The organism is uncultured Microbacterium sp. (genome assembly GCF_947489255.1).
GTDB lineage: Bacteria > Actinomycetota > Actinomycetes > Actinomycetales > Microbacteriaceae > Microbacterium > Microbacterium phycohabitans.
Window position 1 is genome coordinate 701,130 of sequence record NZ_CANLCY010000002.1, and the last position, 18,718, is coordinate 719,847.

Annotated in this window: 15 protein-coding genes; 2 read left to right on the plus strand and 13 right to left on the minus strand. The window is 69.9% G+C overall.

Going from position 1 to position 18,718, the window contains the following annotated elements:
• Nucleotides 1–19: 19 nt before the first annotated feature.
• From rapZ to Q0818_RS07260, 4 genes are all read right to left on the minus strand, one after another.
• A complete protein-coding gene (gene rapZ / locus Q0818_RS07245; RefSeq protein ID WP_298873088.1) occupies nucleotides 20–898 on the minus strand; it encodes an RNase adapter RapZ in 879 nt (292 codons plus the stop codon).
• Between the two features lie 29 nt (nucleotides 899–927).
• Nucleotides 928–2,889 (minus strand): excinuclease ABC subunit UvrC, encoded by a 1,962-nt coding sequence (gene uvrC / locus Q0818_RS07250; protein ID WP_298873089.1) that lies wholly within the window; start codon nucleotides 2,887–2,889, stop codon nucleotides 928–930.
• Between the two features lie 3 nt (nucleotides 2,890–2,892).
• Entirely contained in the window at nucleotides 2,893–5,859 is a 2,967-nt protein-coding gene (uvrA, locus tag Q0818_RS07255) for an excinuclease ABC subunit UvrA (RefSeq protein WP_298873091.1), read from the minus strand.
• 249 nt (nucleotides 5,860–6,108) lie between these two features.
• Nucleotides 6,109–6,537 (minus strand): MarR family transcriptional regulator, encoded by a 429-nt coding sequence (locus Q0818_RS07260; RefSeq protein ID WP_298873093.1) that lies wholly within the window; start codon nucleotides 6,535–6,537, stop codon nucleotides 6,109–6,111.
• Nucleotides 6,538–6,567: 30 nt separating this feature from the next.
• Between Q0818_RS07260 and Q0818_RS07265 the strand changes: the two genes are divergently transcribed.
• Nucleotides 6,568–6,810: a hypothetical protein gene (locus Q0818_RS07265; RefSeq protein ID WP_298873095.1), complete on the plus strand. Its 243-nt coding sequence runs from the start codon at nucleotides 6,568–6,570 to the stop codon at nucleotides 6,808–6,810.
• A 26-nt stretch (nucleotides 6,811–6,836) separates the two neighbouring features.
• Here Q0818_RS07265 and Q0818_RS07270 read toward each other — a convergent pair whose 3' ends face one another.
• The 3 genes from Q0818_RS07270 to coaE all read right to left on the minus strand — a co-directional run bounded on the left by Q0818_RS07270 (nucleotide 6,837) and on the right by coaE (nucleotide 10,093).
• Nucleotides 6,837–7,259, minus strand: coding sequence for a VOC family protein (locus Q0818_RS07270; RefSeq protein ID WP_298873097.1), 423 nt, complete (start codon nucleotides 7,257–7,259; stop codon nucleotides 6,837–6,839).
• A gap of 48 nt (nucleotides 7,260–7,307) precedes the next feature.
• Nucleotides 7,308–9,377, minus strand: a complete 2,070-nt coding sequence (uvrB, locus tag Q0818_RS07275) for an excinuclease ABC subunit UvrB (protein ID WP_298873098.1) — start codon at nucleotides 9,375–9,377, stop codon at nucleotides 7,308–7,310.
• A 113-nt stretch (nucleotides 9,378–9,490) separates the two neighbouring features.
• Nucleotides 9,491–10,093, minus strand: coding sequence for a dephospho-CoA kinase (gene coaE, locus Q0818_RS07280; protein WP_298873100.1), 603 nt, complete (start codon nucleotides 10,091–10,093; stop codon nucleotides 9,491–9,493).
• Nucleotides 10,094–10,207: 114 nt separating this feature from the next.
• Here coaE and Q0818_RS07285 point away from each other — a divergent pair, with 114 nt between their 5' ends.
• Nucleotides 10,208–10,582: a response regulator gene (locus Q0818_RS07285; protein WP_298873103.1), complete on the plus strand. Its 375-nt coding sequence runs from the start codon at nucleotides 10,208–10,210 to the stop codon at nucleotides 10,580–10,582.
• A gap of 8 nt (nucleotides 10,583–10,590) precedes the next feature.
• Here the strand turns inward: Q0818_RS07285 and Q0818_RS07290 are convergent, their stop codons facing one another.
• The 6 genes from Q0818_RS07290 to Q0818_RS07315 all read right to left on the minus strand — a co-directional run bounded on the left by Q0818_RS07290 (nucleotide 10,591) and on the right by Q0818_RS07315 (nucleotide 18,531).
• Nucleotides 10,591–11,748: a hypothetical protein gene (locus Q0818_RS07290; RefSeq protein ID WP_298873105.1), complete on the minus strand. Its 1,158-nt coding sequence runs from the start codon at nucleotides 11,746–11,748 to the stop codon at nucleotides 10,591–10,593.
• The gene (locus tag Q0818_RS07295) at nucleotides 11,745–13,364 is read right to left on the minus strand and encodes a HAMP domain-containing sensor histidine kinase (protein ID WP_298873108.1); all 1,620 of its coding nucleotides are present in this window, start codon (nucleotides 13,362–13,364) and stop codon (nucleotides 11,745–11,747) included. Before Q0818_RS07295 ends, Q0818_RS07290 begins: the two co-directional genes overlap by 4 nt.
• Nucleotides 13,365–13,451: 87 nt before the next feature.
• Nucleotides 13,452–14,135, minus strand: coding sequence for a hypothetical protein (locus tag Q0818_RS07300; RefSeq protein ID WP_298873110.1), 684 nt, complete (start codon nucleotides 14,133–14,135; stop codon nucleotides 13,452–13,454).
• A 99-nt stretch (nucleotides 14,136–14,234) separates the two neighbouring features.
• Nucleotides 14,235–14,786, minus strand: a complete 552-nt coding sequence (locus tag Q0818_RS07305; protein WP_298873114.1) for a GIY-YIG nuclease family protein — start codon at nucleotides 14,784–14,786, stop codon at nucleotides 14,235–14,237.
• 123 nt (nucleotides 14,787–14,909) lie between these two features.
• Nucleotides 14,910–17,207: a maltose alpha-D-glucosyltransferase gene (treS, locus tag Q0818_RS07310; RefSeq protein ID WP_298873116.1), complete on the minus strand. Its 2,298-nt coding sequence runs from the start codon at nucleotides 17,205–17,207 to the stop codon at nucleotides 14,910–14,912.
• 103 nt (nucleotides 17,208–17,310) lie between these two features.
• On the minus strand, nucleotides 17,311–18,531 hold the full coding sequence (locus tag Q0818_RS07315; RefSeq protein WP_298873118.1) for an MFS transporter: 1,221 nt from the start codon (nucleotides 18,529–18,531) through the stop codon (nucleotides 17,311–17,313).
• Between the last annotated feature and the right edge of the window lie 187 nt (nucleotides 18,532–18,718).

Genomic DNA, 18,718 nt, shown 5'->3' on the forward strand with positions numbered 1-18,718 from the left:
GCGGGGACGACGTTACAGCCTACTCGCGACCGAGGTCGCGGTGAGCCACGCGGACGGCCACCCCCGGAACATCGGCAAGACGTGCAGCGAGCTCGCGCGCCATCACCACCGACCTGTGCTTACCCCCGGTGCACCCCACGGCCACCACGGAATGCCGCTTGTTCTCGCGCTGATAGCCCTCCAGGACGGGCCGAAGCGCGGCCGAATAGGCGTCGAGGAAGGTCGACGCGCCCTCCTGGCCCAGCACGTATTCCCGAACCTGGGGGTCTTCGCCGGTCAGCGGACGCAGCTCGTCGTTCCAGAACGGGTTGGGCAGGAAGCGCATGTCGGCGACGAGGTCGACATCGGGCGGCAGACCGTACTTGAAGCCGAAGCTCATGAGCGTGATCGTGTGCCGGGCCGCCCCCTCCTCGCCGAAGAGCGCGACCGTGCGCAGCGACAGTTGATGCACGTTCAGGCTCGAGGTGTCGATGACGACGTCTGCGGCCTCGCGCACCGGGGCCAGACGCTCGCGCTCACGGCGGATGCCGTCGAGGATCGTGCCCTCGCCCTGGAGCGGGTGCGGCCGTCGCACCGCCTCGAAGCGACGCACCAGAACGGCGTCGGAGGCGTCGAGGAAGACCACGCGCACCTGGCGCCCCGCCTGCAGAGTGCGCATCGCCTCGGGGAGATCGCCGAACAGCGAACGCCCGCGCACGTCGACCACGACCGCCACGCGCGGCACGGCTCCGCCCGCGAGCTCGGTCAGTTCGAGCAGGGGCCGCAACATGCGCGGCGGCAGATTGTCGACGACATACCAGTCGAGGTCCTCGAGCGCATTGGCCACCGTGGAGCGCCCCGCGCCCGACATGCCCGTGACGATCAGCACCTCACCTGGCTCATCGCGTGCCGGTTCCATGGCGATCGCCTCCCGTCGTCTCGTCCAGCCTACCGAGACAGGTGCGTGTGGATGGCCTCGGCCAGCGTCGGGCCGATGCCCGGGAGCACCGTCATCTCGTCGGGGGTCGCGTTCTTCAGCGCCGAGACGGAGCCGAAGTGCCGCAGCAGGGCCTTGATGCGGGCGTCGCCGAGACCGGGAACCTCCGACAGGACGCTGGAGATGTCGCGCTTGCGGCGCTTGCGCTGGTGGACGATCGCGAAGCGGTGGGCCTCATCACGCAGTCGTTGCAGCAGGTACAGCGCCTCCGAGGTGCGCGGCAGGATCACGGGGTACTCCTCATTCGGCAGCCACACCTCCTCGAGACGCTTGGCGATGCCGCACAGCGCGATCTCCTCGTGACCGGCGTCGGCCAGGGCGCGCGCCGCCGCCGCCACCTGCGGCTGGCCGCCGTCGACGACGAGCAGCTGCGGACGATACGCGAAGCGCGGACGTTTGCGGGCGGTGACGACGTCGCCGTCGCTCGTGGCCTCCTCCGACTCGGGATCGGCCACGATCGCACCGTTCACCGTCTCGGGCTCGATCTCGTCGGGCCGGTCGAGGTAGGCCAGTCGGCGCGAGAGCACCTGGTACATCGAGTCGGTGTCGTCCGTGGTCTCGGCGACCCCGAACGAGCGGTACTGGTCTTTGCGCGGCAGGCCGTCTTCGAACACGACCATGGATGCCACGACATTGGTGCCCGCGAGATGCGAGATGTCGAAACACTCGATGCGCAGGGGCGCCTCGGTCATGCCGAGCGCCTCCTGCAGGTCGGTGAGCGCCTGCGAGCGGGCGACGTAATCGCTCGTGCGACGGGTCTTGTGCAGCATCAGCGCCTGCTGCGCGTTGAGAGTGGCGGTCTTCAGCAGGTCGGCCTTGCGTCCGCGCTGCGCGACCTGCAGGGTCACCGGGCGCCCACGGCGCTCGCGCAGCCAGTCCTCCAGCTGCTCCGCATCGTCGGGCAGCTCGGGCACGAGCACCTGACGGGGGATGTCGGTCGCCTCGGCATCGCCGTACGTGCGCTGCAGCACCTGGTCGACGAGCTCGGCCCCGGAGATGTCGATCTCCTTCTCGATCGTGGTGGCGCGCACACCGCGGACGCGACCTCCGCGCACGACGAAGTGCTGCACCGTCGCGGCCAGCTCGTCCTCCGCGATGCCGAAGAGATCGGCATCCGTGTCGGAGGCGAGCACGAGCGCGCTCTTTCCGAGCACCGCGTCGATGGCCTGCAGGCGGTCGCGGTAGTGGGCGGCCGACTCGTAGTCCATCGCCGCCGAGGCCTCCTTCATGCGGGCGGTGAGCTCGCGCGTGAAGCGCTGGTCGCCGCCCGACATGAACGCGATGAAGTCGTCGACGACCGCGCGGTGCTCCTCGATCGTCACCTTCATCGAGCACGGCCCGCCGCAGCGGCCGATCTGCCCGGGGAAGCACGGACGACCGGATGCCATGGCCTTCTTGTAGGAGGAGTCGCTGCACGTGCGGATCGGGAAGACCTTGATCATGAGGTCGATCGTGTCGTGCACCGCCCACACCTTCGGATACGGCCCGAAGTACTTGGCCCCGCGGATCTTGTGGTTACGCGTGACGATGACGCGCGGCGCCTCGTCGGCCAGCGTGATCGCCATGAACGGGTACGACTTGTCGTCGCGGTAGCGCACGTTGAACGGCGGATCGAACTCCTTGATCCACATGTACTCGAGCTGCAGCGAGTCGACGTCGCTGGGCACGACCGTCCACTCGACGCTGGCCGCGGTCGTGACCATGCGGCGCGTGCGTTCGTGGAGGGAGTGCAGCGGCGCGAAGTAGTTCGACAGTCGCGCGCGGAGGTTCTTCGCCTTGCCGACGTAGAGCACCCGACCGTCGGCATCCCGGAACCGGTAGACACCGGGGTTCGTGGGGATCTCCCCCGCTTTCGGTCGGTAGGGCAGCTGCGACATCCGTTTGCGCGATGCGGACGCAGGGGCGGAGGCCATGGCTCAGCCCGCCGCGCTCACGAGCTCCCGCTCGGCGCTGTCCGCGTCCGACGCGGTGTTGCGCTGCGTGCCCGTGCGTCCGGTCTGGAGCAGTTCGGCCAGGAAGGCGCCGGTGTGGCTCTCCTCGACCTTCGCGACCTGTTCGGGGGTTCCGGTCGCGACGACCGTGCCGCCTCCGGCACCACCCTCCGGACCGAGGTCGATGACCCAGTCGCTGCTCTTGATGACGTCGAGGTTGTGCTCGATGACGATGACCGTGTTGCCCTTGTCGACGAGGCCGTTCAGCACCCTGAGCAGCAGCGACACGTCTTCGAAGTGCAGACCGGTCGTGGGCTCGTCGAGCACATAGATCGAACGGCCGTTGCTGCGGCGCTGGAGCTCGGTCGCGAGCTTGACGCGCTGCGCCTCGCCGCCCGAGAGGGTCGTGGCCGACTGACCCAGGCGGACGTAGCCGAGGCCCACGTCGACCAGGGTCTTGAGGTACCGGTGGATCGCCTGGATCGGCTCGAAGAACTCCGCGGCCTCCGAGATCGGCATCTCGAGCACCTCGGCGATGTTCTTGCCCTTGTAGTGCACCGAGAGGGTGTCGCGGTTGTACCGCTTGCCGTGGCACACCTCGCAGTCGACGTACACGTCGGGAAGGAAGTTCATCTCGATCTTGAGGGTGCCGTCGCCCGAGCACGCCTCGCAGCGGCCGCCCTTGACGTTGAAGCTGAAGCGCCCGGCCTGGTAGCCGCGCACCTTCGCCTCGGGAGTCTCGCTGAACAGCGTGCGGATGCGGTCGAACACGCCGGTATAGGTCGCCGGGTTCGATCGCGGGGTGCGACCGATCGGCGCCTGGTCGACGTGCACGACCTTGTCGAGGTTGTCGAGACCGGTCACGCGCGTGTGCTTGCCCGGGACCCGGCGCGCGCCGTTGAGCTTGGAGGCGAGGACCTCGTACAGGATGCCGTTCACGAGCGTCGACTTGCCGGAACCGCTCACACCGGTGACGGAGGTGAGCACGCCCAACGGGAAGTCGACCGTGACGTTCTGCAGGTTGTTCTCGCGCGCGCCCACGACCGTGACCTGCCGCTTCTTGTCGATCTTCCGGCGCTTCTTCGGCGCCTCGATCGCGCGACGACCCGAGAGGTAGGCGCCCGTGAGCGAGCGATCGTCGGTGAGCAGTTCGGCGAGGGGGCCGGAGTGCACGACGTTGCCGCCGTCGACGCCCGCGCGGGGTCCGATGTCGACGACCCAGTCGGCCGCGTGGATGGTCTCCTCGTCGTGCTCGACGACGATGAGCGTGTTGCCGAGATCGCGCAGCGTCTCGAGCGTCTGGATCAGGCGGCGGTTGTCGCGCTGGTGGAGTCCGATCGACGGCTCGTCGAGCACGTAGAGCACGCCCGTGAGCCCCGAACCGATCTGGGTCGCCAAGCGGATGCGCTGGGCCTCGCCACCGGACAGCGTGCCGGCCGCGCGACCGAGGCTCAGGTAGTTCAGGCCCACCTGCAGCAGGAAGTCGAGCCGCGCTCGGATCTCGCGCAGGACCGCGGCGGCGATCGTGGCTTCGCGATCGGTGAGCGTGAGGTTGGCGAAGAACTCGCGCGCGTCGGCGAGGCTCATCCGCGAGGCGGCCGCGATCGAGGTGTCGTCGACGAGAACCGCGAGGACCTCGGGCTTGAGACGGTCACCGTCGCAGACTGCGCAGGGGACCTCACGCAGGTACTCCGACCAGCGCTGACGCTGCGTGTCGGACTCGGCCTGCAGGTACTGGCGCTCGATGTAGGGCACCACTCCCTCGAAACCGGAGGAATAGCGCATCTCGCGGCCGTAACGGTTCTTCCACTTGACCGTGACCTTGTAGTTCTCGCCGCGCAGAACCGCCTGCTGCACGTCTTTCGACAGCTTCTTCCACGGGGTGTCGAGCGAGAAGTCGAGGTCGCGCGCGAGGCCCTCGAGCAGCCGCTCGTAGTACTGGAACAGGCCCTTGCCCTGCGTGGTCCACGGCAGGATCGCCCCGTCGCGGATCGAGAGCTCTTCGTCGCCGAGCATGAGGTCGACATCGACCGACATGCGGGTGCCGAGACCCGAGCAGACCGGGCACGCCCCGAACGGGGCGTTGAACGAGAAGGTGCGCGGCTCGATCTCGGTCAGCTGCAGCGGGTGCCCGTTGGGGCAGGCCAGCTTCTCGGAGAACGACTGCCAGGCGTCGTCGCCCTCTTCGTCGACGTAGTTGACCTGCATGATGCCGCCGGCCAGGCCCATTGCCGTCTCGACCGAGTCGGTCACGCGGCTGAGGATGTCTCCGGATGCCACGAGCCGGTCGACCACGACCGCGATGTCGTGCTTGTAGCTCTTCTTCAGCGTCGGCGGCTCCGACAGCTGCACGAGGTCGCCGTCGACGACCGCGCGGGCGTAGCCCTTGGCGCTCAGCTCTTTGAAGAGGTCGACGAACTCACCCTTCTTCTGCGTGACCACCGGCGCGACGATCTGATAGCGCGTGCGTTCGGGCAGCTCCATGAGCTGGTCGGCGATCTGCTGCACGGTCTGCCGCTGGATGCGCGCCCCGCAGTCGGGGCAGTGGGGCACGCCGATCCGCGCCCACAGCAGACGCATGTAGTCGTGGATCTCGGTGATCGTGCCGACCGTCGAGCGCGGGTTGCGGTTGGTCGACTTCTGGTCGATCGACACCGCGGGGCTGAGACCCTCGATGAAGTCGACGTCGGGGCGGTCGACCTGCCCGAGGAACTGGCGCGCGTAGGCGCTCAGCGACTCGACGTACCGCCGCTGACCCTCCGCGAAGATCGTGTCGAAGGCCAGGCTCGACTTGCCCGAGCCCGAGAGTCCCGTGAAGACGACCAGCGAATCGCGCGGGATGTCGAGGTCGACGTCCTTGAGGTTGTGGACGCGCGCACCCCGGACGCTGAGCTTGCCGCTGTTGGCGGAATTCGCGGACGACGAGGGCGAAGAGACAGGAACGATCGGCACCTGTTAAGTCTAGGTCGACCCTCCGACATCGGCCCCGGGTTCGCCCCGAGCGCACGGATGTGCGAGGCTCCCGCCCCGCTCGGGCCGCGGGACGGGCTCGGCGGAACGACTCCCGACCCGCCGCGTCCGGTCGGACGCTCCGGCGGAGGACGGCCGTGTCCCGTCACCGGCGGTCCGAGGCCCCCGTCTCGTCCGATGTCCCGCATCGCGGAGAGGCGCCATCGGACCGCGAGACGACGACGACGTCGCTCAGTCGCGCACGGGCGCCGCGAACGGAGCGAGACCGTCGCGCAGGGCGATGAGCGAATGCTCGTCGGCGCCGACGCGCTGCATGATCTTCCCCGGCACCTCGAGCGCCGCAGCGCGCAGCGCCCGCCCCTCGTCGGTGAGGTCGATGTCGAGGACCCGCTCGTCGTCGGCACGACGCCGGCGCACCACCCGCCCCTGCGCCTCGAGACGCTTCACCAGGGGCGAGAGGGTCGCCGGCTCCATCGCGAGTTCCGCGGCCAGCGCTCCCAGCGACCTCGGGGCGCTCTCCCACAGGGCGAGCATCACGAGATACTGCGGGTGCGTCAGCCCGAGAGGCTCGAGCACGGGCCGATAGATCGCCACCACGTTCCGCGCCGCGGTGACGAGGGCGAAGCACACCTGATTCTCCAGCTTGAGGGGATCGTCCATCGCCTCCTCCTTCGAATAGTTAGTACACTAATGATCATGACACGAAAGGATGCCGATCGCCCATCGCTCCGCGCACGCGTGCGCGAGGCCGGCGGCTGGTACCAGTACCTCAACACCCGACTGATCCGCGTCGCGGGACCGGCATCCGTCGGCCCGTACGAGACCACACCCGAGCCCGTGCGCACGGGACGCCCGTGCCCCCTGTGCGGCCACGCGATGGCCGAGCACACGGTCGACCGGACGGGCCCCAAGCCGCTCCTGCACTGCCCCTGACGGCGGCGACTCCTCGCCCGCCCGCGTCATCCCAACCGCGGACGCCCGTGCGCATCCAACGGCCACCCGGGATTGACCGCGACCTCCCACGGGTGGCCGTCGGGATCGACGAAGACGCCGGAATAGCCGCCCCAAGCCGTGGGAGCGCCACCTCGCGCGAGTCTCGCCCCGGCTGATCGGGCCGCCTCCAGGATCGCGTCGACCTCGGCCTCGGTACCGACGTTGTGCGCCAGGGTGACGCCTCCCCACCCGCCCCCGTCCACGACCTGCGAATCCTCGGCCAGGGAGTCCCGCACCCAGAGCGCGACGACGAGCCCGCCGGTGTCGTAGAAGGCCACCTCACCGTCGACGGAGGCCGGGTGAGGATGCCAGCCGAGTGCGCCGTAGAAGGTGACCGCCCGGGTGAGATCACGCACGCCGAGGGTGATCAGTGTGACGCGCTGCTCCACCGGTCGTCCTTCCCCGGGTCAGGCGTGCCCGGCCCGCTCTTCCCCGGGTCAAGCGTGCCCGGCCCGCTCCATCGCGCGCAGCTCCTTCTTCATGTCCTGCACCTCATCGCGCAGACGCCCCGCCAACTCGAACTTGAGCTCGGCGGCGGCGGCCAGCATCTGCTGGGTGAGGTCGGCGATCGTGGACTCGAGCTGATCCGCACCTTCGGCCGCGATCCCCGTGCGCCGCAGCGACGGCGTCGGCGACTTGCCCTTGCCCGCCTTGTCGTTGCGGGCGAGCAGCTTCTTGGTGTCCGTCGCCTCGCGGTTGAGCACCTCGGTGATGTCGGCGATCTTCTTCCGCAGCGGCTGCGGATCGATGCCGTGCTCGGTGTTGTACGCGATCTGCTTCTCGCGCCGACGTTCCGTCTCGTCGATGGCGTTGCGCATCGAATCGGTGATCTTGTCGGCGTACATGTGCACCTCGCCCGAGACGTTTCGCGCCGCACGGCCGATCGTCTGGATGAGGGAGGTCCCGCTGCGCAGGAATCCCTCCTTGTCGGCGTCGAGGATCGCCACGAGCGAGACTTCGGGGAGGTCGAGACCCTCGCGCAGCAGGTTGATGCCGACGAGCACGTCGTAGACCCCGGCTCGCAGCTCCGTCAGCAGCTCGACGCGTCGCAGGGTGTCGACATCCGAGTGCAGGTACCTCACGCGCACGCCGTGCTCGCCGAGGAAGTCGGTGAGCTCCTCCGCCATCTTCTTGGTGAGGGTGGTGACGAGCACGCGCTCGTCGCGCTCGACGCGCACCCGGATCTCCTCGAGAAGGTCGTCGATCTGCCCCTTCGAGGGCTTGACGATGATCTCTGGGTCGACCAGCCCCGTGGGGCGGATGATCTGCTCCACGACGCCGTCGGCGATCCCCATCTCGTAGCGCCCCGGGGTGGCCGAGAGGTAGACCGTCTGCCCCACGCGCTCCTTGAACTCGTCCCAGCGCAGCGGACGGTTGTCCATGGCGCTGGGCAGACGGAAGCCGTGCTCGACGAGCGTTCGCTTGCGCGACGCGTCGCCCTCGTACATCGCACCGATCTGCGGAACGGTCACGTGCGACTCGTCGATCACGAGCAGGAAGTCGTCGGGGAAGAAGTCGAGCAGCGTGTGCGGCGGGTCGCCCGCCATGCGGCCGTCCATGTGGCGCGAGTAGTTCTCGATGCCCGAGCAGAAGCCCAGCTGCTGCAGCATCTCGAGGTCGAAGGTCGTGCGCATGCGCAGCCGCTGCGCCTCGAGCAGCTTGTTCTGCGACTCGAGCTCCTTCAGGCGCTCGGCGAGTTCGTGCTCGATGGTGCCGATCGCCCGCTGCACCGTCTCCGTGCCCGCGACGTAGTGCGACGCGGGGAAGATCGGCACCGAGTCCATCTTCTCGATGACGTCGCCCGTCAGCGGATGCAGGGTGTACAGCGCCTCGATCTCGTCACCGAACATCTCGATGCGGATCGCGTACTCCTCGTAGACCGGGATGATCTCGATCGTGTCGCCCCGCACGCGGAAGTTGCCGCGGGAGAAGTCGACGTCGTTGCGGTTGTACTGCATCGAGATGAACTTGCGGATGAGCGCGTCGCGGTCGTACCGCTCTCCCACCTGCAGGGCGACCATGGCGCGCAGGTATTCCTCGGGGGCACCGAGGCCGTAGATGCACGAGACCGTCGAGACGACGACGACGTCGCGACGCGAGAGCAGCGAGTTGGTCGTCGAGTGACGCAGCCGCTCGACCTCGGCGTTGATCGAGCTGTCTTTCTCGATGAACGTATCGGTCTGCGGCACGTAGGCCTCGGGCTGGTAGTAGTCGTAGTACGACACGAAGTACTCGACCGCGTTGTTCGGCATGAGTTCGCGGAACTCGTTCGCCAGCTGCGCGGCGAGGGTCTTGTTGTGCGCCAGGACGAGGGTCGGGCGCTGCACCTGCTCGACGAGCCAGGCCGTGGTCGCGGACTTGCCCGTTCCGGTGGCGCCGAGCAGCACGACGTCGGTCTCGCCCGCGTTGATGCGCCCGGCGAGCGCTGCGATGGCCTGCGGCTGATCACCGGACGGGGAGTATTCGCTGATGACCTCGAAAGGACGGACGGAGCGAGTGGGCTGCATGATTCCAGCGTAGGCGGGGCCTCCGACATCGGGGTCGGCTTGCGTTCGCCGTCCGCGAGCACGAGGGCCTTGCTCAGCTCACCGGCGCGTCGACGAGCCGGCCGCGACCCCGGTCACGCGGTCGGGGAGATCCGCGCCCAGAGGTCGTCGACCTGCCGCCGCGTGGCATCCATCGTCGTGGCGGTGTCGATCACCACGTCCGCCAGCGCCAGCCGCTCCTCGTCGGAGGCCTGCGAGCCGATGCGGGCACGGGCGTCGGCCTCGGTGAGACCGCGATCGTCGATGAGACGCCGAACGCGCGTCTCGACCGGAGCGTGCGCGACGATCACCAGGTCCCAGGCGTCGCCGGCGCGCGCCTCCGCGAGCAGCGGGACGTCGTAGACCACCACGGCCCGCGGGTCCCGGGCGAACGCCTCGTCGAAACGCCTCTGCGACTCGGCCTTCACCGCGGGGTGCACCAACGCGTTCAGAGTGGCCAGCCGGTCGGGATGACCGAACACGCGCGCTCCGAGACCGGGCCGGTCCAGCGCACCGTCGGCGGTGAGCACCTCGTCTCCGAACTCCCGGGCGATCGCGGCGAGCACGGCCGAGCCGGGCGCCTGCACCTCCCGCACGATCGCGTCGGCGTCGACGACGACCGCGCCGCGCTCGGCCAAGAGGGCGGAGATGGTGGACTTGCCGGAGGCGATCCCACCCGTCAGCGCGAGAAGAGGCACCCGAAGAGGATGCCATACCGCGCCGCCGCCGGCACCCCCGCGCGCCGCCGCGCGGCGTCGTCTACGATTCCTCACAGGTGGGAACGCTCTCTCCCTCCCGACGAAAGCTCCGCCATGCCCGATACCCGCACCACGGTGGTGATCGAGGACGACCTCGACATCCGCACGCTCGTGTCCGCCGTGCTCGAGAGCGCGGGGTTCACGGTGCACGCCGCGAGCACCGGGCTCGACGGCATCGAACTGGTCCGCCGGCACGAACCGGTGGTCACGACCCTCGACGTGAGCATGCCGGGCATCGACGGTTTCGAGACCGCGCGGCGCATCAGGGCATTCAGCGACACGCGCATCCTGATGGTGAGCGCTCGCGCCGATGAGGCGGAGCAGCGCATGGGACGCGAGGCCGGCGCGGACGACTACCTGACCAAGCCGTTCCGCCCGCGCGAGCTGCGCCGGCGCGTCGAAGACCTCGCCGCGGACGCGGGCTCCTGACCGGGCCCTCACCCGATCCGGAAGGACTGCTCCCCCGTCGCGGCGGCCCGCGCGGCCGCTTCGTCGGCCCGCAGCGTGAGCGCCTGCGAGTCGTACCCGTGATCCGCCGTGACCGCGACACCGACGCCGACCACGGGCACCACCGAGATGCTCAAGTGCGAAAGATCGCTCACGACGCTGTCGTGCAGCGCGCGCGCGACGCGCCCGATGTCGGTCGTCGGTCCGGTCGTGAACGCGACCGCGAGGCCGGTTGTGTCGGCCTCCCCCACCAGCGCCATCGTGGGCGAGTACCGGCGGACCGCGCGGCGCAGCTCCCGAGCGATCTGTTCCGCGTCGTCCGGGCCGAACGCCACGGCGACCCGCCGCAGATCGTCGATGCGGATGCCGATCACGCAGACGCCCTCGCCGGCGAGCTCGGCCCGCCCGCAGACGATGGCGAGCGTGGCCTCGAACGACTCGCGGAACAGCACGCCGTTGGCATCCACCGACAGTCGGCGGACGTCGGGCGAACCGCGCAGGGTCGACTCGTTCGCCCGGAGCACCGAGGTCACCGTCACCGCCGCGATCACGAGGGTGATCGTCAGCAACGCCGACACCCGGGTGTCGAAAACCGTGCGGAACAGCTCGCTGTCCGGCCCGCTCGCGAGGAACACCCCCGTGCGGCTGACGAACCAGACCGCTTCGATGGCCAGGATGATCGTCAGGCCCACCGTGCTCCAGCGCCGGCCGATGGCGCCGCGTCGCGTCTCGACCGCCCCGAGGACGGCGAACAGCGCGTTGCCCAGGAAGAACGGGATGGCACCGGCCCAGTCGCCTCCCGCCGGACCGGCCGCGAGGGCCGACACGATCACGAGCAGCACGACGGCGCCGAGGAGGATCGCGGACCCTCGCAAGGCGCGGCCGTTGAAGGCGACGCACCCCAGCCAGATGAACCCCGTCGCCGCGACGAACGCGCCGTTGCCCACGGCCACCGCCACGAAGACATCGGGCAGCAGCAGCCAGGCGATGTAGCAGAGCGCGGAGAAGGTGCCCGCGAGGTAGGCGCCGGACCAGAGGCGCCCGGGCAGGCCGTCCTTGAGCATGATCGTGTCGAGCAGGTACATGACCGCGGAGACCACGATGACGAGGGCTGCCGAGGCCTGCAGCGTCAGGACGTCGAAGATCATTCGCCCTCCCGGGGGTTTCGCGGAAGGCGCACCGTGAACACGGCGCCCTCGCCCCGAGCGGTCCGCACGGTGATCTCGCCGCCGTGGGCGCGCGCGAGGTCACGGCTGATCGCCAGGCCGAGGCCGCTGCCGTGCGCCGAGGAGTTGCGGACGGCATCCCCGCGGAAGAAGCGCTCGAAGAGGCGGCCCTGCTCGGCGACGGAGATCCCGGGCCCGTTGTCGGCCACGAGGATCGAGACCGAATGCAGGTCCTGTTGCACCGACACGCTCACCGCCGCGCCGCGGGGGATGTACTTGATGGCATTCGACAGGAGGTTGTCGACGATCTGCCGCACGCGGCGCGCGTCGATCACCGCTCGCGCCTCGACGACGCCGGAGGCATCGATGTGCACACCGTGATCCACGGCGCGCGGGGCGATCGACTCGATCGCCGCCCGGACCACCGCCGCCACATCCGTCGCGCGCAGTTCGAGCTCGACCCCCACCCCCTCGCGGGAGGTGGCCGACAGGGCGAGGATGTCGGCGACCAGCTCCAGCAGACGCGACGCGTTGCGCTCGGCCACCGCCAGCCTGTCGCGGGTCGCGGGAGCGATGGAGGGGTCGTCGAGGGCGAGCTCGAGGTAGCCGATGATCGAGGTGAGCGGGGTGCGCAGTTCATGCGACACGCTCGCGACGAGGTCCTCCCGTGCACGACGCGCCTGCTCCTCGACCGTGACGTCCCGCGAGACGATGACCCCGCTGATCTCGCCGTTCTCGGCCGCCGGCAGGCGGCGCGCCGTGACGCTCAACGCGCGCCGGTCTTCTCCGGGTCCGCCGTACCAGACCATCTCGCCCTCGAAGACCTCACCGGCCCGCGCGCGGGCGAGGGGCGTCGAATCCGCCGCGATAAGGGTCGATCCGTCGGCGGCGAACACCTCGATCTCACGTCCCAACACGTCGGTGGTGGCCAGCAGACGAGCGTGGGCGGCGTTCGTGACCGCGAACTCGCCGGCCGCCGTGACGCGGGTGACGCCGAAGTCGACGGCATCCAGCACCTCGGTGACCAGATCCTCCTGCCGACGCGCGCGCTCCACGGCGCGGCGGAGCTCCGCCGACTGCTTCTCCAGGAGCTCCCGCTGCGCCTGCGCGCGACGCGCGGTGAAGTGGGCGATCGTCGACAGCGCCGCGACGACGAAGGGCAGCAGCAGCGTCGACGCGGTGAAGCGCTGCAGGTCGACCGCCATGGATTGGTGGAACATCACGATCGTCACCGAGACCGAGACCGCGACGATGCCCCGTACCCCGAAGACCGTCCCGATCCACAGGGCCGGGAAGGTCCACAGCAGCCCGAGCCCCGCCAGCGGCGCGCTCTCGCGCATGAGGGCGATGGCCACGACGTCGACGATGGGGAGCAGAGCCGCCCACACCTGCGGCACACGGTCCCACGGGAGGAGGACCGCCGAGATGGCACCCGCGAAGAGCAGGGCGGCACCGGCGAGGAACCGACTGGGATCGATCACGTGCTCGACCGAGATCGACACCAGGATGCCGATGAACGCCGCCGCGGCCAGGAGCATCTGGTTCGCCACGATGCTGCGCCGCAGGCCGAGGCGCACTCGGGAGATGCGGGGCGCCATGGCCTCGACGATATCGTTCCGCGGGTCCACGACCGTGTGATCCGACCGCGGCACGCCGACGTCGGGCGCCGGCGCGGCGCTCACGGATCAGAAACCGAAGTCGCCTCCCCCGAAGTCCCCTCCCCCGAAGCCTCCGCCGTCGAAGCCCCCGACGTCCCCTCCGCCCGTGTCGGCCGCAGCATCCGCTCCGGATCCATCCGCTCCGGCATCCGCGGCGACGCCGTCCGCGTAGCCCGCGTCGTATCCGGGATCGAACATCGCACCCACGAGCGCCGAGCCCACGACGTAGCCGCCGATGGTGCCGAGCATCGACGCGCCGAGCATCGATCCGAAGCCCGGTCCGGCGCCGCCGCCGAAGGAGCGACCGCCGAAGGTCCGCTCCATGAAGCCGGGCTGCGAGTACTCCGCGCGCGTCGCCGCGCGGGCGAGTGCGCGGGGGTCGTCGCTCGCCGGCCGCTCCGACGGCGTCAATCCCGACGACATCTCGTCGAGCACCTGGCGGCGCTGCGCCGGCGTGAGTCGACCGAAGGCCTCGGCGTGCACCTGCTCGACCGTCTCGGGAGGCGCGGTGCGCAGCAGATAGCGGTAGCGCTCGATCGCCCGCTGATCGTCTTCGGTTCCGGATGCCGCCGAGGGCGCTGCCGCGGGAGGCGGCGGCGCGTAGCGTCCCTCTGCGTCGCGCATCCCGCTCGCCTGACCGCGGGAGGCGGGTGCCGCGGCGCGGGCGGTGCGGTCGTCCCCCGACCCGAACAGTCGATCGAATAGTCCCATGCCTTGGCCTCTCTCGTCGTCGACCCCACGCTACGGCGGGGATCGCGTGGGAGGGAGGGGTTGCCCGTGCGCTCACCGCGTCGTACGCCCGTGAAGACGTCATCCGCGACGGGCGATGGCCTCGCTCGTCCACCGTGCGTACAGCGCCCACGGGTCGTCGACGCCCGCCGCCAACGCGGCGACGTGCGCGTCGAGAGCGGCGCTGCGCCGGAACCACTCCGCGCGGCCGAACCTCTCGTCGGCGAACTGCCGGTGACGGCGCTGCTCGACGAGACGGTCCCCCGGCTCGAAGGCGAGCAGCTCGTCGTGCCACACGGCGGCGAGGCGCTGCCGGGGTCGTGCGCTCGTCCCGATCTTGATGCGGTCGTCGAACCTCAGGTAGTAGACGACGTCGACCCGGGGCGGCGGGAGCTCGTCGTCGACGGGCTCGCCGTGGCGCCATTCGCACACGGCGCACAACCATCCGCTCGGCCACCGCACGCCCAGACGCGACCCGCACAGGCGGCACGGCGCCGGCAGCAGGTCGGTGACGCCGTCGGTCTCCGCCGCCCACTCCGCCCCGACCGCGAGATGCCACGTGCACACCGAGACAGGTGCGTCCGGGGCGACGCCCCGGCCGCAGCCGGGCACGAGACAGACGACGGTGGGCACGGGCACACGCTACGCCCGGCCTCCGACATCGCCCGCGCGACACCGCCCGCCCGCGCAACACCACTCGCCCGACAGACGCACGGCGGGGAGCACGGCCGCAGGACCGCCGCTCCCCGCCGTGACTCAGTCCTCGGTTTCGGGGGCGTCGAGCACCAGGAAGAGTCCCGCGTAGGGCCCGAGCTCGAGCGAGAAGCTCTGCAGCTCGTCGACGCGACCGACGACGTCGCCCGTCGCCGCGTCCACCGCCGTGCTCTGCGGCACCAGGAACTCCGAGCGCACGGTGCCCTCGATGGTCTCGCCCGAGAAGTTGAGCACCGTGATCTGCAGCGGAGCGTCCTCGGCGCGGCGGTCTCCCCCGTCGAGCCGGTGAACCATCACGAGCATGCTGGGGTGTCCCACCTGGGGGATGTCGACCTGCGTCGCGATGGCGATCCGGTGGTCGCCGCGGATGCGGAGCACGTCACGGAGCCCCGACAGGAACGACTCCGGGTTGGCCTGCTGATCGCCCAGCGATCCGTACAGCGAGCGGGCCCGCGGCATCCCCGACACCGAGGAGACGGCCTCAGGAGCCACGTCGAGCAGGTCGTGGCCGCCCCGCTCGATCCACCGGGTGTCTCCCGACGCGATGAGGTGCCGCACGTCGTCCGCGCGAAGGGTGAGCGAACCCGTGAGGTCCCACCCCGAGAGCGCGAACACGCCCGGCTGCCAGGAGTTGTACTTCGCCAGCAGCAGGTGCGCATCGCGGATCGCGGGGATGTCCGCCTCGGTGATCTCATCGAGGGTCGCCTTCCCCTGCGTCGCGGCGATGAGGGATGCCGTGGTGCAGGCGATGCCGTTCTGCGTGAAAACGAGGTTGTAGTCCGCGTCGACCGTGAGCTTCTGAGTCAGATCAGCTCGCACCATCTCGGCGATCTCGCCCCCGGTGTGCTCGTCGTGGCGGAACGGGTAGACGGTGTCGCGGTGCGTCGTGGCCCAGTGCACGAGTTCGTAGGTGAGCTCGTCGTGATTCTGCATCCCGTGCACGAGCTGCACCGGCTCGACGCCGGTCTCGAGGGCGGTGTTCAGGGCGAGGCGCAGGAACTCGGTGTTCGCCGTCGCGAGCGCGTGGTGGTACCCGGGACGCGTGACGAAGTCGTACGACAGATCAGCGCCGACGGCGCCCGTGTCGCGGATGTCCTCCATCGTCAGGTTGAGCTCCTGGAACGTGAACCCGCCGACCTTGCGCACCATGCCGGCGATGATGTGGTTCGCCGCGTGCGAGAGGGGGTGTCCCTCCGACCAGGCCGGCAGTCCTTCCGCGCTCTTCTCGACGCCGAGGAAGCCGTTGGCGTCCAGCCGCAACGCGCTCGTGCCGAGGTCGCCGAGCGAGTGCAGGGCGTCGCCGATGACCAGGCGCATACCCGCGAACGTGGGGTCGAGCCAGTTGATGGAGGGCTGACCCTCCTTGAAGTAGTGCAGGTAGACCCAGCGGCGTTCCAAGCCATCGGTGCCGACCACCGGCGCCGTGGCGCTCCAGTTGGTCTCCTTCACGCCGGGCGTGTAGAAGATCACGCGCTGCAGCTCGCCGATGATGTACCCGCGTGCGCTCAGCTCCCGCTCGGTCTCCGCGTCGAGGTTCACGGAGTCGCGACCGGCAGGGACCTCCGGCAGCAGGGCCCAGTCTTCGCGCGGAATCTCGACCATGTGGTAGATCCCGGGGTAGTCCTTGTACGCCATCTCGGCGAGGCGGAAGTCCGCCCCCTTGCCGGTGTGCCCGGGCACGATGTCGTCGATGACGCTCCCCCCGTGCGACTCGGCCACGTCCGCGACCCGACGGAACGCGTTCTCGTCGCCGAACTCGGGATCGATCTGGGTGCTGATGCGGTCGAAGTGACCGTCGACGCTGGGCGTCTCCTGCCAGCCCGTGATGCCGCCGGCCCGCTTCACCGGACCGGTGTGGATGCCGTTGATGCCCACCCACTCGAACGCTTCCCACAGCGCCTCGTCGCCCAGCGCGTCGAGGAACGACTCCCCCGGGCGGGTGATGAGCGAGATGGGATAGGCGGTGAACCAAACGTCGGTCGACTCGATCGCCCGACGGGCATCCGGACGCGCGTACGGATTCCGCCACATCGACGGCTGCCCCGACAGCTGGCGGCTGAGCACGTCGGCGTCCTTCAGCATCGACTGCCGCACCAGCCACTCCACGTACGACGGGTTGCCGCCGTTGGCGTTGCGCGGGTCGGTGAGGAAGCGCCGCAGGGTCCCGCCCCGGAACTGATCCCGGGGGCGCAGCCGGCGCGGACGCGCGGGATAGCGCTGTTCGTCGTAGCTGATCTCGGTGACGGTTTCGCCCACCTCATCGATGTCGCCCGCGGCAGCAGCCTGCTGCGCGTCGACCAGTTCGTCATCCGTCATGGTGCGCTCATCGGCGTCGTCCACTCCCGACCTCCCTCACGTCACCCTCGACGCTAGTCGGTCCCCTCCCTGTCGGACGTGGGCATTGACCTGCGGACGCCGCGTGTCGATGATCCGGCGCGAACGCTCAGGCGCGCGCACCCCCGCGACCACCACGGTGCAGCACGACAAGAGCGAGAGCGAGAGCCGCCGCGCACATCGCCAGCACCGCGGCGAGGAACAACCCCCACCCCACGGCGCCGAAGACGACGCCCAGCGCCCACCCGAACAGACTCGAGCCCGCGTAGTAACCGAGGTAGTACAACGAAGACGCCTGCGCTCGCGCTTCCGGTGCCGCCGCGACCGGGGTCCATCCGGATGCCACCGCGTGCGCGGCGAAGAACCCGGCGGTGAACGCGATCAGGCCCGCCAGCACAGCGACGACCGCGGGCACGAGCATCAGCGCCGCCCCGGCCGCCATCACCGCGATCCCGATGGCGAGCACGGGAAAGCGGCCGTACCGCACGGCCATCGTGCCCGCCTGGGGCGACGAGATCGTCCCGGCCAGATACGCCAGGAACAACAGCGTGATCACCACAGGCGGCAGCGAGAAGGGCGCCGCGCTCAGGTGGAAGCCCAGGTAGTTGTAGACCGCGACGAACGCGCCCATCAGCAGGAACCCCTGCGCGTACAGTGCGAGCTGCACCGGAGACCGCAGGTTCACCGCGAGGCGCCGGAGGATCGACGGACCGCGCACCGCGCGCCGGCGGCCCGGGACGAACCCGCGCGCCGCCGGGACGAGGGAGAGGAAGAGCACCGCCGCGACCACGCAGAGCAGAACCACGGATGCCACGCCCCACCGCCACCCGGCCGCCTCCCCCACCCAGCCCGACAGCACGCGTCCGCTCAGACCGCCCACGGTCGTGCCCGCGATATAGGAGCCCGCGGCCGCCGCGACGTGACGGGCGTCGACCTCCTCGCTCAGGTAGGCGAGAGCCACCGCCGGAACGGCCCCCAGAGCGGCCCCCTCGAGCAGGCGCAGGACGAGCAGGATGACGATGTCGTGCGCCAGGGGGGTCGCGGCACCGAGCATGGTCGCGGCGATGAGCCCGATCGCCATCGCCGGAATGCGCCCGACGCGGTCCGCCACGATCGACCACGGAATGACCGCCGCAGCGAGCCCCAACGTGGACGCCGACACCGTGAGCGCAGCCCCCGCCGGAGCCGTGCCGACGTCGTCGGCGATCGCCGGCAGTAACGCCTGCGTCGAGTACAACTGCGCGAAGGTTGCGACCCCGCCGAAGAACAGCCCGATGAGGAGCCGTCGATAGTCGCGGCTGCCCGGAAGGTGCCCCGCGAACTCACTCACTCCGTCGACATTAGCCGTCCGGGTACGACGAAGCGCCGGTACGCGTCCCCCGTGTCCACGGAGGGTGCGTACCGGCGCTGTCATCACACAAGGGGGAATGTCCCCCGTGAATGCGAAATGGCCACCCAGCGTTGGGTGGCCATTTCGTTAAAGGAAGTCCGGCGGTGTCCTACTCTCCCACAGGGTC

Excerpts from the sequence above, each read along its gene's own strand:
- rapZ (WP_298873088.1), bottom strand. The coding sequence starts at position 898 with ATGGAACCGGCACGCGATGAGCCAGGTGAGGTGCTGATCGTCACGGGC.
- uvrC (WP_298873089.1), bottom strand. The coding sequence starts at position 2,889 with ATGGCCTCCGCCCCTGCGTCCGCATCGCGCAAACGGATGTCGCAGCTG.
- Q0818_RS07260 (WP_298873093.1), bottom strand. The coding sequence starts at position 6,537 with ATGGACGATCCCCTCAAGCTGGAGAATCAGGTGTGCTTCGCCCTCGTC.
- Q0818_RS07265 (WP_298873095.1), top strand. The coding sequence starts at position 6,568 with ATGATCATGACACGAAAGGATGCCGATCGCCCATCGCTCCGCGCACGC.
- uvrB (WP_298873098.1), bottom strand. The coding sequence starts at position 9,377 with ATGCAGCCCACTCGCTCCGTCCGTCCTTTCGAGGTCATCAGCGAATAC.
- Q0818_RS07285 (WP_298873103.1), top strand. The coding sequence starts at position 10,208 with ATGCCCGATACCCGCACCACGGTGGTGATCGAGGACGACCTCGACATC.
- Q0818_RS07290 (WP_298873105.1), bottom strand. The coding sequence starts at position 11,748 with ATGATCTTCGACGTCCTGACGCTGCAGGCCTCGGCAGCCCTCGTCATC.
- Q0818_RS07295 (WP_298873108.1), bottom strand. The coding sequence starts at position 13,364 with ATGGCGCCCCGCATCTCCCGAGTGCGCCTCGGCCTGCGGCGCAGCATC.
- Q0818_RS07300 (WP_298873110.1), bottom strand. The coding sequence starts at position 14,135 with ATGGGACTATTCGATCGACTGTTCGGGTCGGGGGACGACCGCACCGCC.